The sequence below is a fragment of the Neisseria sp. P0001.S005 genome (assembly GCF_051963715.1).
Genome location: NZ_JBQCTZ010000098.1, coordinates 1 through 12991, shown reverse-complemented (window position 1 = coordinate 12991; position 12991 = coordinate 1). Strand labels below are relative to the sequence as shown.

General features: G+C 50.6%; 11 protein-coding genes. All 11 read left to right on the top strand.

Going from position 1 to position 12991, the window contains the following annotated elements; genetic code table 11:
• A partial coding sequence (gene glnA, locus ACTHSP_RS12240; protein ID WP_440346176.1) for a type I glutamate--ammonia ligase occupies positions 1-969 on the top strand: 969 nt, incomplete at its 5' end.
• Between the two features lie 210 nt (positions 970-1179).
• Positions 1180-2424 carry a hypothetical protein gene (locus tag ACTHSP_RS12235; RefSeq protein ID WP_049351142.1) on the top strand — a complete coding sequence of 415 codons (1245 nt, stop codon included), beginning with the start codon at positions 1180-1182 and terminating at the stop codon, positions 2422-2424.
• Between the two features lie 62 nt (positions 2425-2486).
• Entirely contained in the window at positions 2487-3137 is a 651-nt protein-coding gene (locus ACTHSP_RS12230; protein ID WP_049351143.1) for a site-2 protease family protein, read from the top strand.
• A 131-nt stretch (positions 3138-3268) separates the two neighbouring features.
• Entirely contained in the window at positions 3269-4273 is a 1005-nt protein-coding gene (gene dusB / locus ACTHSP_RS12225; RefSeq protein ID WP_049351144.1) for a tRNA dihydrouridine synthase DusB, read from the top strand.
• A 54-nt stretch (positions 4274-4327) separates the two neighbouring features.
• A complete protein-coding gene (locus tag ACTHSP_RS12220) occupies positions 4328-4567 on the top strand; it encodes a Fis family transcriptional regulator (protein ID WP_049351145.1) in 240 nt (79 codons plus the stop codon).
• 181 nt (positions 4568-4748) lie between these two features.
• Positions 4749-5624 (top strand): DMT family transporter, encoded by an 876-nt coding sequence (locus ACTHSP_RS12215; RefSeq protein ID WP_049351146.1) that lies wholly within the window; start codon positions 4749-4751, stop codon positions 5622-5624.
• A gap of 66 nt (positions 5625-5690) precedes the next feature.
• On the top strand, positions 5691-6506 hold the full coding sequence (locus tag ACTHSP_RS12210; protein ID WP_049351147.1) for a hypothetical protein: 816 nt from the start codon (positions 5691-5693) through the stop codon (positions 6504-6506).
• A 109-nt stretch (positions 6507-6615) separates the two neighbouring features.
• Positions 6616-7785 carry a chloride channel protein gene (locus ACTHSP_RS12205; protein ID WP_440346177.1) on the top strand — a complete coding sequence of 390 codons (1170 nt, stop codon included), beginning with the start codon at positions 6616-6618 and terminating at the stop codon, positions 7783-7785.
• Between the two features lie 163 nt (positions 7786-7948).
• Positions 7949-9529 carry a bifunctional phosphoribosylaminoimidazolecarboxamide formyltransferase/IMP cyclohydrolase gene (gene purH, locus ACTHSP_RS12200; RefSeq protein ID WP_049351148.1) on the top strand — a complete coding sequence of 527 codons (1581 nt, stop codon included), beginning with the start codon at positions 7949-7951 and terminating at the stop codon, positions 9527-9529.
• Between the two features lie 200 nt (positions 9530-9729).
• The gene (locus ACTHSP_RS12195) at positions 9730-9858 is read left to right on the top strand and encodes a hypothetical protein (RefSeq protein ID WP_256388401.1); all 129 of its coding nucleotides are present in this window, start codon (positions 9730-9732) and stop codon (positions 9856-9858) included.
• Positions 9859-10616: 758 nt separating this feature from the next.
• Positions 10617-12991, top strand: a 2375-nt coding sequence (locus tag ACTHSP_RS12190) for an ESPR-type extended signal peptide-containing protein (RefSeq protein WP_440346175.1), incomplete at its 3' end; no start/stop codon positions are given.

Sequence of the window (12991 nt, the reverse complement as noted above, 5' to 3'; positions counted from 1 at the left end):
ACCCGTTACGAAATCACTTCCGAAAGCGGCGCATGGTCAAGCGGCCTGCACATGGACGGTCAAAACACCGGCCACCGTCCGACCGTCAAAGGCGGTTACGCACCTGTTGCGCCGATTGACTGCGGCCAAGACCTGCGTTCTGCCATGGTCAATGTTTTGGAAGAACTCGGCATCGAAGTGGAAGTCCATCACGCCGAAGTCGGTACCGGCAGCCAAATGGAAATCGGTACCCGTTTCGCCACCTTGGTTAAACGCGCCGACCAAACCCAAGACATGAAATACGTGATTCAAAACGTTGCCCACAACTTCGGCAAAACCGCCACCTTCATGCCTAAACCGATTATGGGCGATAACGGCAGCGGTATGCACGTTCACCAATCCATTTGGAAAGACGGTCAAAACCTGTTCTCAGGCGACGGCTATGCCGGCTTGAGCGACACCGCGCTCTACTACATCGGTGGCATCATCAAACACGCCAAGGCCCTGAACGCGATTACCAATCCGTCCACCAACTCCTACAAACGCCTCGTGCCGCACTTTGAAGCGCCGACCAAACTGGCATATTCTGCCAAAAACCGTTCCGCTTCCATCCGTATTCCGTCTGTGAACAGCAGCAAAGCACGCCGTATCGAAGCGCGTTTCCCTGATCCGACCGCCAACCCATACTTGGCATTTGCCGCTTTGTTGATGGCCGGTTTGGACGGTATTCAAAACAAAATCCATCCGGGCGACCCTGCCGATAAAAACCTGTACGACCTACCACCGGAAGAAGATGCATTGGTGCCTACCGTTTGTGCTTCTCTGGAAGAAGCACTGGCCGCCCTCAAAGCCGACCACGAATTCCTCCTGCGCGGCGGTGTGTTCAGCAAAGACTGGATCGACAGCTACATCGCCTTCAAAGAAGAAGATGTCCGCCGTATCCGTATGGCACCTCATCCGCTGGAATTTGAAATGTATTACAGCCTGTAAAACAGCAAAGGCATTTTAAATAGGAAATCAAAGGCCGTCTGAAACTGGATTTGAAGTTTCAGACGGCCTTTGGGCTTGAAATAGATAGGGCGATTGAATTAGGTATGATAGTGAGCAGCAATGAATCATGCCGTTTGAAAGCCTTTATGGAATCGGCGCCTTGTGTTAAATTGTGCTAACGAAATCATTTAATCAAAAAGGTTATACAGAATGAAGAAAATAATTGGTTTGGCCATTGCTGCGGCATTTGGTTTGAGCGCGTGCAGTAATTTAGATCACAAAACCGCACACGAGGTAATGTCGATTTCCAATGACCGTATTTTAAAAGAAGACCGCAGCTTTAACATCACAGGCAGCTCTCGAATATATATCAGCCCATTGGCTGAAGCTGTATTGGCAGATGAAAAGGTGGAAAAGAAAGCCGAAGCGAAAGCAAAGGATGCCAAAGCCAAAGAGGGGGAGGCGGCATCCTCTATGAAGGTTGCTCAAGAAGACGACGCTGCTTTGAAGCAGGAGTTTTCTGAACGAGAAGAGGCTGAGTTCCGCAATGCAATGCTTGATGCCTTGCCGGATGGCAATATCGCACAAGTTGCCGTTGATTATCTGGATAAATATCCTGCCATATCCAGTTACATGGAAGGGGTTCATCTGAATTATGAGTCGGCAGTTGATTTGTCAACGCGTCAATTTGAGATGATTCCTGAATTGGTCATCAACAACCACAATGAAAAACTTAGTATCAAACTTCCTATGAAGTTAGATGCGGAAAAATGGGAAATTTATGTTGATCTGCCTGCCAGCGTGTCTGCCATTGTTAATGTGTACACTGATGAGAAAATCGGCAAACGTTTGATTAAAGAACCTTTAAAAGTGAGTTTGAAAGAAATCGGTGATTCGAAACACATGCCTTTTGATCATATTGCAGAGGCGGGAGTACGTGCTTTTTTGAGTGCCAATAAGGCTATGCCTGCCGATGCATATGTATTTAAAGAAATGGATGCCTTTGGTAAGGCAAACCATGCACGCTATCGTGTACGTCATGTCATGAAACCGGAGTATGATTCTGTCGTAATGAAGGCAATGGCTAAGGCTTTTGATGAAGAATTGTCGAAATTACAGAAAACGCCTCAACCAGGGTCAACAGAAGAAGATTATAAAAATGCGCGGGAATTTTTCAGTATGTCTGTCAACATAAGTGATAACCAGCCACTTAGCTTCCAGCGGATATTCGGTAACAATCTTGTTGTCGACTATTATCTCGACCGCAAAGGCCGCATGTTGGCTTCCCGCATGTATATGCAAATCAACGGCACACATAAGGCCATTAATATTATCGGCGACAGTGTGTACAGCAATTACGGCAAACCAGTCTTCAAATTGAATCCGCAAGGTAAGGGCATTACTTGGAAAGAGCTGAAAGAGTTTTTCAGTTCGAATAAAAAAGAAGACGATTAAAGCCTCGGGCCGTCTGAAAGGATATTTTCTGTTTTCAGACGGTATGTTTGATAAGGAAAACCATGTTTGCAAATTTTGATTTAGGCGTATTTCTGCTGGCAGTATTGCCCGTGTTGTTGGCCATTACCGTGCGCGAAGTGGCACGCGGTTATACGGCGCGATATTGGGGCGACCATACCGGCGAGCAGTTTGGGCGTTTGACCCTCAATCCGCTGCCGCATATCGATCCTGTCGGTACGATTGTCGTGCCGCTGGTGTGTCTGATGATAGGCAGTTTTCTGTTCGGCTGGGCGCGTCCTATGCCCATCGATTCGCGCAATTTCCGCGATCCGCGCCGTGCGTGGCGTTGGGTGTCGATTTCAGGTCCGATTGCCAATCTGATTTTGGCATTCTTCTGGGGCTTTGTCGTCGTATTGTCCGCGTATGTACCTGAATCTTATCAAGCGCCGTTGGTGCAGATGGCCGGTTACGGCGTGATGGTGAACTCGATTTGGGTCGCATTCAGCCTGATTCCGATTTTGCCTTGGGACGGCGGTATTTTTATCGATACCTTCCTTAACGCCAAACAGTCCATGCAGTTTCGTAAAATCGAGCCATACGGCACATGGATTATCCTGATCCTGTTGTTTACCGGCCTGCTGGCCAAACTGATTTGGCCGATTATCGCCATGATTCAGGCCGCAGTGCAGATGGTTGTTATGCTGTTTATTTAAATATTGTGGCTGAAAAGGCCGTCTGAAACTCAGTTCCAGACGGCCTTTTTCATTGTGCAACATGTAAATACGATTGGAAAAATTGCTTAAAAATTGTACAATTTCAGCCCTTTCAACTTGGCGCACACATCATGCACATCGGCGGCTATTTCATTGACAACCCCATCGCACTTGCCCCCATGGCAGGCATTACGGACAAACCGTTCCGCCGGATTTGCCGCGAGTTTGGCGCAGGGTGGGCGGTATGCGAAATGCTGACTAGCGATCCGACGCTGAGACATACCAAAAAGACCTTGCGCCGCAGCGATTTTGAAGGCGAAGGCGGAGTTGTGGCCGTGCAGATTGCCGGCAGCGATCCGCAGCAGATGGCAGAAGCCGCACGTTACAACGTCGGCTTGGGTGCGCAGGTCATTGATATAAACATGGGCTGTCCGGCCAAAAAAGTCTGTAATGTGCAGGCAGGCAGCGCGTTGATGCAAAACGAGCCTTTGGTTGGCGAAATCTTGGAAGCCGTTGTCAACGCGGTGGATGTACCCGTTACCCTCAAAACCCGTTTGGGCTGGCACGACGAACATCAAAACTTGCCGACCATCGCCAAAATTACCGAAGAATCAGGCATTGCAGCCCTTGCCATCCACGGCCGCACGCGCACGCAGATGTACAAAGGCGAAGCGCGTTACGAACTGATTGCCGAAACCAAAGGCCGTCTGAACATCCCCGTTTGGGTCAACGGCGACATCACTTCGCCACAAAAAGCCGTCGCCGTCCTCAAGCAAACCGCTGCCGACGGCATCATGATAGGGCGTGGCGCACAAGGCAGGCCGTGGCTTTTCCGTGATTTAAAACATTATGCAGAACACGGCGTTTTGCCGCCGGCCTTGAGCTTGGCAGAATGCAACGCCACTATTTTGAACCATATCCGCGCCATGCATGAATTTTATGGCGAAGTGGCCGGCGTACGTATTGCCCGCAAACACATCGGCTGGTATATCGACGAAATGCCCGAAGGCGAGCAGACACGCCGGGACATCAACCGCTTGGACAGCGCCTCAGCACAATACGACACCCTTGCCGCCTATCTTGAGACGCTTTCAGAGAAAACCGACCGCTGGGTATGCCACTATCGGGAAGACTAAAGGGTTTCAGACGGCCTCATCATTTAAAAAACAAATCCAAAGAAAGACATGACGATGAATCAAACGACGACTGACATTGCGCAATGTATTGAACAAAACTTACGACAATACTTCAAAGACTTGGATGGTACGGAACCTTGCGGCGTGTACGATATGGTGTTGCACCAAGTCGAAAAACCGATGCTGATTTGCGTGATGGAACAATGCGGCGGCAACCAATCTAAAGCTGCGGTCATTTTGGGGTTAAACCGCAATACCTTGCGCAAAAAGCTGCAGCAGCATGGTTTGTTGTAATAGGGAGGATAGGACGGACATTTCTGCCTGCCTATAATGAAAGAACCGGCCATGTCATTTATCCATTAGTTAGATATTTTTGGATTTGCTGACACAATCAAAATAAAAACAGCTTGAAAAGGCTTCAGGCCGTCTGAAAACCAGAGAAGAAACGATTAATTTTTTTACCATGAGTTGAACCATGCTTTACCAAATACTCGCATTGTTAATCTGGGGCAGCTCGTTTATCGCTGCCAAGTATTCCTACGAGATGCTCGACCCGACGCTGATGGTTGAGGCGCGGCTGTTGATTGCCGCGTTGATGGTGCTGCCGTCGTGCCGCCGTCATTTGGGTAGGATTCCGCGGAGCGAGTGGAAGCCGTTGTTGTGGATTTCCTTTGTCAACTACGTTGTCGTTTTGATGCTCCAGTTTATCGGTTTGAAATATACATCCGCTGCCAGCGCGATTACCATGGTGGGGTTGGAGCCTTTGCTGGTGGTCTTTGTCGGTCATTTCTTCTTCAACGACAAAGCCAAACTTTACCACTGGATTTGCGGCGCGGTGGCGTTTGCAGGCGTGGGCATGATGGTAATGGGCGGTGCAGAAGAGGGCGGTACGATTGACTGGTTCGGCTGTTTGCTGATTTTGCTTGCAGGATTCGGTTTTGCAGGCGTGATACGTCCGAGCCAGCAGATGATTGCCCGTATCGGTGCGCCCGCATTTACCGCGGCTTCCATGGCGGTGGCGGCGGTGTTGTGCCTGCCGTTTTCGCTGGTGTTGGCAGACAGCTATCAAATCAACTGGTCATGGGGTGGTACGCTGTCGATTTTGTATATGGGGATTGGCTGTAGTTGGCTTGCCTATCTGTTGTGGAATAAAGGCATGAACACAGTCCCTGCCAACGTCTCCGGCCTGCTGATTTCGCTTGAGCCAGTCATCGGCGTTATCATGGCGGTGTTAATTTTGGGCGAACATTTAAGTACTATGTCTGCGATAGGTATTACCGTCGTTATTGTGTCCACTTTTGTCACCGGTATGTTGGCGCGTGTCAGCAACAAACACAAGAATGCCGTCTGAAAATGGTTTCAGACGGCCTGAAGTAAGCAGTATCTTTTTTCAATAAGACATTTTGGGAAAATTTCTATGAAACGCATTATCTCTCTGCTTTTGCTCGCCTGCCCTGTCTTGGCGTCGGCTGCACCCGATAGCGACAAAGCCGCCGTACAGGCCGTCATTGCCAAGTATTACAACCGACCGCTTGCCGCGCACAAATGCCAGCTTACTGAGCCGCCGAAAGACAGTGAGACAGCATCTGACAATATTATGTATTGCATGAAACCCGTTGCCGACCATACCGTAACGCGCAACGGCACGCCTACGCGCTATGTGTTGTACACGGGTTTTGCCTACGATATGAAGCTCAAAGTCAAACAAGACGCGCATGCTTCTTCCGGTCTGGCAGAATTGTTTGTTTTGGAAAAAGCAGACGGCAAGTGGGCAATCAAACAACATGGAAGCGATGAAATTGGCGCATGGGGGGAGCCGTCGGAGAATAAGGCGTGGAAGTTTGTTCAGGTTGGCGCGCAAGACTGGGGCTATGTTGCCGAGTCAAGTTATACAGGCCAAGGCGACACGACGACTTCGCAAAACTTCCTGTTTACCGATAATAGCAACCGTGTCCGTAAAAGCTTAATTATCAACGGTAACGATAACGGCGCATATTACGGCAATTGCGATGAATATAAAGGGCGCGAAAAACGAAACTGCAAAGACAGATATACCAGTCTGGAAGCCAAAATCGCTTTTGACAAAAGCCGTCCTGCCGTATCCGGCGTATGGGCGTTGGCTGCAAAACTCAGCGGCGTATCAGGAAAGAAAAATTATAAAAATCAGAAATATATTTTCCCTTATAACGGCGAAACCCACGTCGCCCCCAAAAACTATCCCTTAGGCGGATAATAGTTCCCTTAAAACGCTTTTATCAAACCATTACTACCTCAAGCCAAATCCCGTGAAAGAAACGCATAAACTTTGGGCCGCCCTCATCATTACCGGCATTATCGGCGGCATGGTTGGCATTGTATTAACCGAAATCATGCATACGATTCAACATCTTGCTTATGGTTACGGTTCAGACGGCCTATACGTTTCTTTCCGGGAGGGCGTATCGCAGGCAAGTCCTGCGCGGCGTATCGGCGTGATGACCTTTTGCGGCGCGGTGGTTGGTTTGGGGTGGTGGTTGCTCAAACGCTACGGCAGGCCGCAACCGGGCATTAAAGCCGTGGTTAAAAATCCTCTCGCCGGTTTTCCGTTTTTTGAAACCGTCAGTCATGCCCTGTTGCAAATCATTACCGTCGGGCTTGGCTCGCCGCTCGGTCGCGAAGTTGCGCCGCGTGAAATGACCGCCGCTTTCGCCTCAGTCGGCGTCAACCGTTTCGGGTTGAGCGAAGACGACGCAGGGCTGGTCATTGCCTGCGCCTCGGGTGCAGGTTTGGCGGCCGTGTATAACGTGCCGCTCGCCTCCACACTTTTCATCCTCGAAGCCATGCTGGGCTTGTGGACGCAGCAAGCCGTCGCCGCCGCATTGCTGACTTCAGTCATCGCTACCGCCGTCGCGCGCATCGGCTTGGGCGACGTGCAGCAATATCATCCGGCCAACCTTTCCATCAACACCTCATTACTTTGGTTTTCCGCCATCATCGGCCCGATACTGGGCGCAACCGCCGTCTTTTTCCAGCGTACCGCCCAAAAGTTCCCCTTCATCAAGCGCGACAACATCAAAATCATTCCCTTGGCCGTCTGCATGTTTGCACTCATCGGCGTAATGTCCGTTTTGTTTCCCGAAATTTTGGGCAACGGCAAAGCAGGCAACCAACTGACCTTTGGCGGATTGACCGACTGGCAACACAGCCTTGAACTGACCGCCGTCAAATGGCTGGTCGTCTTAATGGCGCTGGCGGCAGGCGCATACGGCGGTCTGATTACCCCGTCCATGATGCTCGGCAGTACCATTGCCTTTGCCGCTGCAGCCGCGTGGAATAGTTTTTTCCCTGAAATGTCCTCTGAAAGCGCGGCCGTTGTCGGTGCCGCCGTTTTCCTCGGTGTTTCCCTCAAAATGCCCCTGACAGCCATAGCCTTTATTTTGGAGCTCACCTACGCCCCCGTTGTCTTACTCATGCCATTATGCACAGGCATGGCAGGCGCAGTATGGGTAGCAAAGAAAATGGGATTTAAATAGACAAAAGCAAAAGGCCGTCTGAAACCAAGTTTCAGACGGCCTTTTACAATAAAATTGTTAACAATATTTGCAAAAACCTACTGCCAAAAATGCGAAACTGGGGGATAATACCGCCCTGAAAATTCATCCCATACTGATTAAACCTTCAACAAAGGAAATCCAAATGTCTTCCATCAAACGCGCCCTGATCAGCCTATCCGACAAGACAGGTGCAGTCGAATTTGCCCAAACCCTGACCAAGCTCGGTGTTGAAATCCTCTCTACCGGCGGTACAGCAAAACTCTTGGCTGATGCAGGCGTTCCCGTTATCGAAGTTGCCGACTATACCGGCTTCCCCGAAATGCTCGACGGCCGCGTGAAAACCCTGCATCCGAAAATCCACGGCGGCATCCTCGGCCGTCGCGATTTGGACGAACACGTCGCCAAGATGGAAGAACACAGCATCGGCAACATCGACCTCGTGTGCGTCAACCTCTACCCCTTCGCCGCTACCATCGCCAAACCAAACTGCACACTGGAAGACGCGATTGAAAACATCGACATCGGAGGCCCGACCATGGTGCGCTCTGCCGCGAAAAACTGGAAACACGTCGCCATCGTTACCGACACAGCCGATTTCCCTGCCATCGCCGCCGAACTCGAAGCCAACAACGGCGCATTGAGCGACAAAACCCGTTTCAACCTCTCACGCAAAGCATTCAGCCATACCGCCCAATACGACGGCATGATTTCCAACTACTTAACCTCGCTTTCAGACGACGTCTTGAGCGGTCAGCCCCAAATCGGCGAATTCCCCAGCCAGTTCAACCAAAGCTGGATTAAAGTGCAAGACATGCGCTACGGCGAAAATCCGCACCAACGTGCCGCGTTCTACCGCGATATTTACCCCGCCGCAGGCAGCCTTTCCGCCTACAAACAGCTGCAAGGCAAAGAATTGTCGTACAACAACATCGCCGATGCCGATGCCGCATGGGAAGCCGTCAAATCCTTTGACGCGCCGGCCTGCGTGATCGTAAAACACGCCAATCCGTGCGGCGTAGCCATCGCCTCCAATACCTTGGATGCCTACAAACTCGCCTACGCTACCGACACCACCAGCGCATTCGGCGGCATCATCGCCTTCAACCGCGAAGTGGACGGCGAAACCGTCAAACAAATTACCGACAACCAATTTATGGAAGTCCTCATGGCGCCGAAGTTCACCGCCGAAGCCCTCGAAATCGCCGCCGCCAAGAAAAACGTGCGCGTATTGGAAGTGCCGCTTGAAGCAGGTGCCAACCGCTTTGAACTCAAACGCGTCGGCGGCGGACTGTTGGTACAAACGCCCGACATCCACCGCATCAGCCGCGCCGATTTGAAAGTCGTCTCCAAACGCCAACCGACCGAGCAGGAATGGAACGACCTGATGTTTGTTTGGAACGTCGCAAAATACGTCAAATCCAACGCCATCGTCTTCGGCAAAGGCGGCCAAACCTACGGCATCGGCGCAGGTCAAATGAGCCGCGTGGACAGCACCCGCATCGCCGCCCGCAAAGCGCAAGATGCCAATCTCGACCTCAACGGCGCATGTGCCGCTTCCGATGCCTTCTTCCCATTCCGTGACGGCGTAGATGTCATTGCCGAGCAGGGCATCAAAGCCATCATCCATCCGGCAGGCTCCATGCGCGACCAAGAAGTCTTTGACGCAGCGGACGAACACGGCATCGCCATGGTCGTAACCGGCATCCGCCATTTCCGCCACTAATAAGCTGATATAAAATAAAGGCCGTCTGAAAACAAAGTTTCAATATCATGAAACCCGTTTTCAGACGGCCTTCTTCAATCATCAAACAATTTAGCGGACTAACTGCAAATCAGGACAAAGCAACCAAGCCCCAGCCAGCCCGATAAATAAGGCAATACAACGCCACACAAGCCTAAAACCAACCCACTCAGAGAAAAAACATGAAACACATCCTCCTCATCCTTACCCTCGCCACACTCACAGCCTGCGCCTCCAGCCATACCGGTGGCTACGGCTATGCCGGCAACAACGGCGCTTCCGCAGGCGTGACCCAAACATTCCGTTGGTAAGGCCGCCTGAAAACAACACAGTTTTCTACAATAGAGAACAAACAAATCCCAAACGTAAAGGCAAGTTTTACACTTGCCTTTTTAATCTTATCTATCGGCTCAATAGCGCATAAATTCGTATCATTTATTCACCATTTATATGTTAGAAAACGTTAAAGGCCGTCTGAAAACAGGCTATGCAAAGCTTTTACACGTTTTAAACCAACTTTCAATACAAAATTCATTAATTATCTAAATAAAAGCCGACATCCAAATCTATCACTAAAGTATCCTATTCGTATAATATTTAATAATCATTTCTGTTTAAAAAAATTAAGTGAAATCATATTGTTATAAAAGCGTTTAAAAAGCAACAAGTAAATCTAACCGGCATGACCGTTGAAGTCGAAAAAATAACACTTTATCGGAAGAGTCAATTTACGAAACCAAAAGCATATAAAATTTGAGTCAGGATTCCGAATGCATTGAAAGAAGCTAACAAAAAGTGACTTGTTAAGAAACAAGCTGACAAAAAAATGGCACATCGTTTCCCAAACTTCACAAGCTTCCCAAAATGTATCAGCATAAAATCCCATAAAACAGGCTTTTAGCTGTTATTCGGCCGAATGGAGACTTTGGGCACGGGAATTGCATACGAGAGATTACGACGTAAAACCGCATAAAGGGGAGACTCTGAAGTGCGGCATATATATGGACAAGCAGTTTATGGTCGAGCAACACGTCCCAAAAGAAATCAAACCCCTTACAGGAAAATCGATATGAATAAAGTCTTTAAAGTTATTTGGAACCACTCGACCCAGACATGGACTGCGGTTTCTGAAATCAGCCATGCACACGGCAAAAAATCCGCTTCCGACAAGCGTAAAGCCGTAGCTGCTGTAGTTGCAGTGGCAGGTGCCTTAATGGCTTCTAGTGCTGCTCAAGCAGGGGTGGTGGTATTGGGTGGTAGTAGCGCGACCGGCCAAGATTCTGTTGCTATTTCAACCGAAGCTACCGCAACAGGTACAAATGCAGTTGCGGTTGGAGCGGCCTCAAAAGCAACCGGTACAGCCTCTTTTGCCGGTGGTGCATCAGCTAATGCTGCTGGTGTAAGCTCTGTTGCGGTCGGTGGTTCTATGACTGCGGCTGAAGCTGCTCAAGCAGTTGGTAATAACTCTATTGCAGTAGGTTTTAAATCAAGTGCTTCTCAAACTGCTGACATTGCAGTAGGTTATAACGCTAAAGCTAATGGTACTTCTACTGGTTCTGATGGCGACGGCGTAGTAAATAATGCCGGTTCTGCAATGGCGATTGGTACCGACTCTCAAGCAACCGGTATCGTAGCAACTGCCATCGGTCAACGTTCTCAAGCCCTGGCAAACGGCGCGGTAGCATTGGGTGGCGACGCTCAAGCCAAACAAGGTTCTGACGTAGCAATCGGTCGCGGTTCTGTAGCCGACGGTATTTCTGCTTCTGCATTCGGTCCTGCTGCTCAAGCAACTGGTAAATACGCAGTGGCTTTGGGCGTACAAAGCCAAGCTACTTCAGAACAAGCCATCGCATTGGGTCGCCTCTCTCAAGCTAACGGCAAGTTTGCAACTGCTCTGGGTAACGGTGCTCAAGCAACAGCCCAAAACACTCTGGCTTTGGGTACAGAAGCTAAATCTACTATCGAAAACAGCGTAGCCCTGGGTAACGGTTCTACAACCAGCGCATTCGTACCTACTAACACTGCTACTGTTGGCAGCTACACTTACAGCGGCTTCGCAGGCGCAACCAGCGGCTTGGGCAACGGCGCAGTATTGTCTGTAGGTTCTGCAGGTAACGAACGTCAAATCCAAAACGTTGCCGCAGGTCGTATCAATGCAACTTCTACCGATGCAATCAACGGCTCTCAATTGTTTGCCGTAGCAAACCGCATCGAAAACCTGAATCCGTTTGTATTCTCAGGCCACAATGGCAGCGGTAGCTCACCTGCTGAAGGTACATTCAAATACAATCCAAATTCAACAAACAATCCTCTGAAACTGATCGCTGGTCACGGTTTGACAATGACCTCAAACGGCACTAACGAATACACCCTGAGCGTAATCGGTGGTGGTGCAACTGGTGCAACTGGTGATACCGGCGCAACTGGTGCAACCGGCGCAACTGGTGCAACCGGTGCAACCGGCGCAACTGGTGCAACTGGTGCAACTGGTGCTAAAGGCGATACCGGTGCTACCGGTGCAACTGGTGCTAAAGGTGATACCGGCGCAACTGGTGCTACTGGTGCTACCGGTGCTACCGGTGCAACTGGTGCTAAAGGCGATACCGGTGCTACTGGTGCTACCGGTGCTACTGGTGCTACCGGTGCAACTGGTGCTAAAGGCGATACCGGTGCTACCGGTGCTAAAGGCGATACCGGTGCTACTGGTGCTACCGGTGCTACCGGTGCTACCGGTGCAACTGGTGCTACCGGCGCAACTGGTGCTACCGGTGCTACCGGTGCAACTGGTGCTAAAGGCGATACCGGTGCTACCGGTGCTACTGGTGCTACCGGTGCAACTGGTGCTAAAGGCGATACCGGTGCTACTGGTGCTAAAGGCGATACCGGTGCTACCGGTGCTACCGGTGCAACTGGTGCTACCGGCGCAACTGGTGCTACCGGTGCTACCGGTGCAACTGGTGCTAAAGGTGATACCGGCGCAACTGGTGCAACTGGTGCTACTGGTGCAACTGGTGCTAAAGGTGACACCGGCGCTACTGGCGCAACCGGCGAAAAAGGCGAAAAAGGCGAAAAAGGTGATACCGGCGCTACTGGCGCAACCGGCGAAAAAGGCGAAAAAGGTGATACCGGCGCTACTGGCGAAACCGGCGAAAAAGGCGAAAAAGGTGACACCGGCGTAACCGGCGCAACTGGTGCTACTGGTGCTACTGGCGCAACTGGTGCTACTGGTGCTAAAGGTGACACCGGCGCTACTGGCGCTACTGGCGCAACCGGCGCAACCGGCGAAAAAGGCGAAAAAGGCGAAAAAGGTGACACCGGCGTAACCGGCGCAACTGGTGCTACTGGTGCTACTGGTGCTACTGGTGCTACTGGTGCTACTGGTGCTACTGGTGCTACTGGTGCTACTGGTGCTACTGGTGCTACTGGTGCTACTGGTGCTACTGG

Bases quoted from the DNA above. Each gene is read 5' to 3' on its own strand.
- ACTHSP_RS12235 (WP_049351142.1), top strand. From the start codon at position 1,180: ATGAAGAAAATAATTGGTTTGGCCATTGCTGCGGCATTTGGTTTGAGC.
- ACTHSP_RS12230 (WP_049351143.1), top strand. From the start codon at position 2,487: ATGTTTGCAAATTTTGATTTAGGCGTATTTCTGCTGGCAGTATTGCCC.
- dusB (WP_049351144.1), top strand. From the start codon at position 3,269: ATGCACATCGGCGGCTATTTCATTGACAACCCCATCGCACTTGCCCCC.
- ACTHSP_RS12220 (WP_049351145.1), top strand. From the start codon at position 4,328: ATGAATCAAACGACGACTGACATTGCGCAATGTATTGAACAAAACTTA.
- ACTHSP_RS12215 (WP_049351146.1), top strand. From the start codon at position 4,749: ATGCTTTACCAAATACTCGCATTGTTAATCTGGGGCAGCTCGTTTATC.
- ACTHSP_RS12210 (WP_049351147.1), top strand. From the start codon at position 5,691: ATGAAACGCATTATCTCTCTGCTTTTGCTCGCCTGCCCTGTCTTGGCG.
- ACTHSP_RS12205 (WP_440346177.1), top strand. From the start codon at position 6,616: ATGGTTGGCATTGTATTAACCGAAATCATGCATACGATTCAACATCTT.
- purH (WP_049351148.1), top strand. From the start codon at position 7,949: ATGTCTTCCATCAAACGCGCCCTGATCAGCCTATCCGACAAGACAGGT.
- ACTHSP_RS12195 (WP_256388401.1), top strand. From the start codon at position 9,730: ATGAAACACATCCTCCTCATCCTTACCCTCGCCACACTCACAGCCTGC.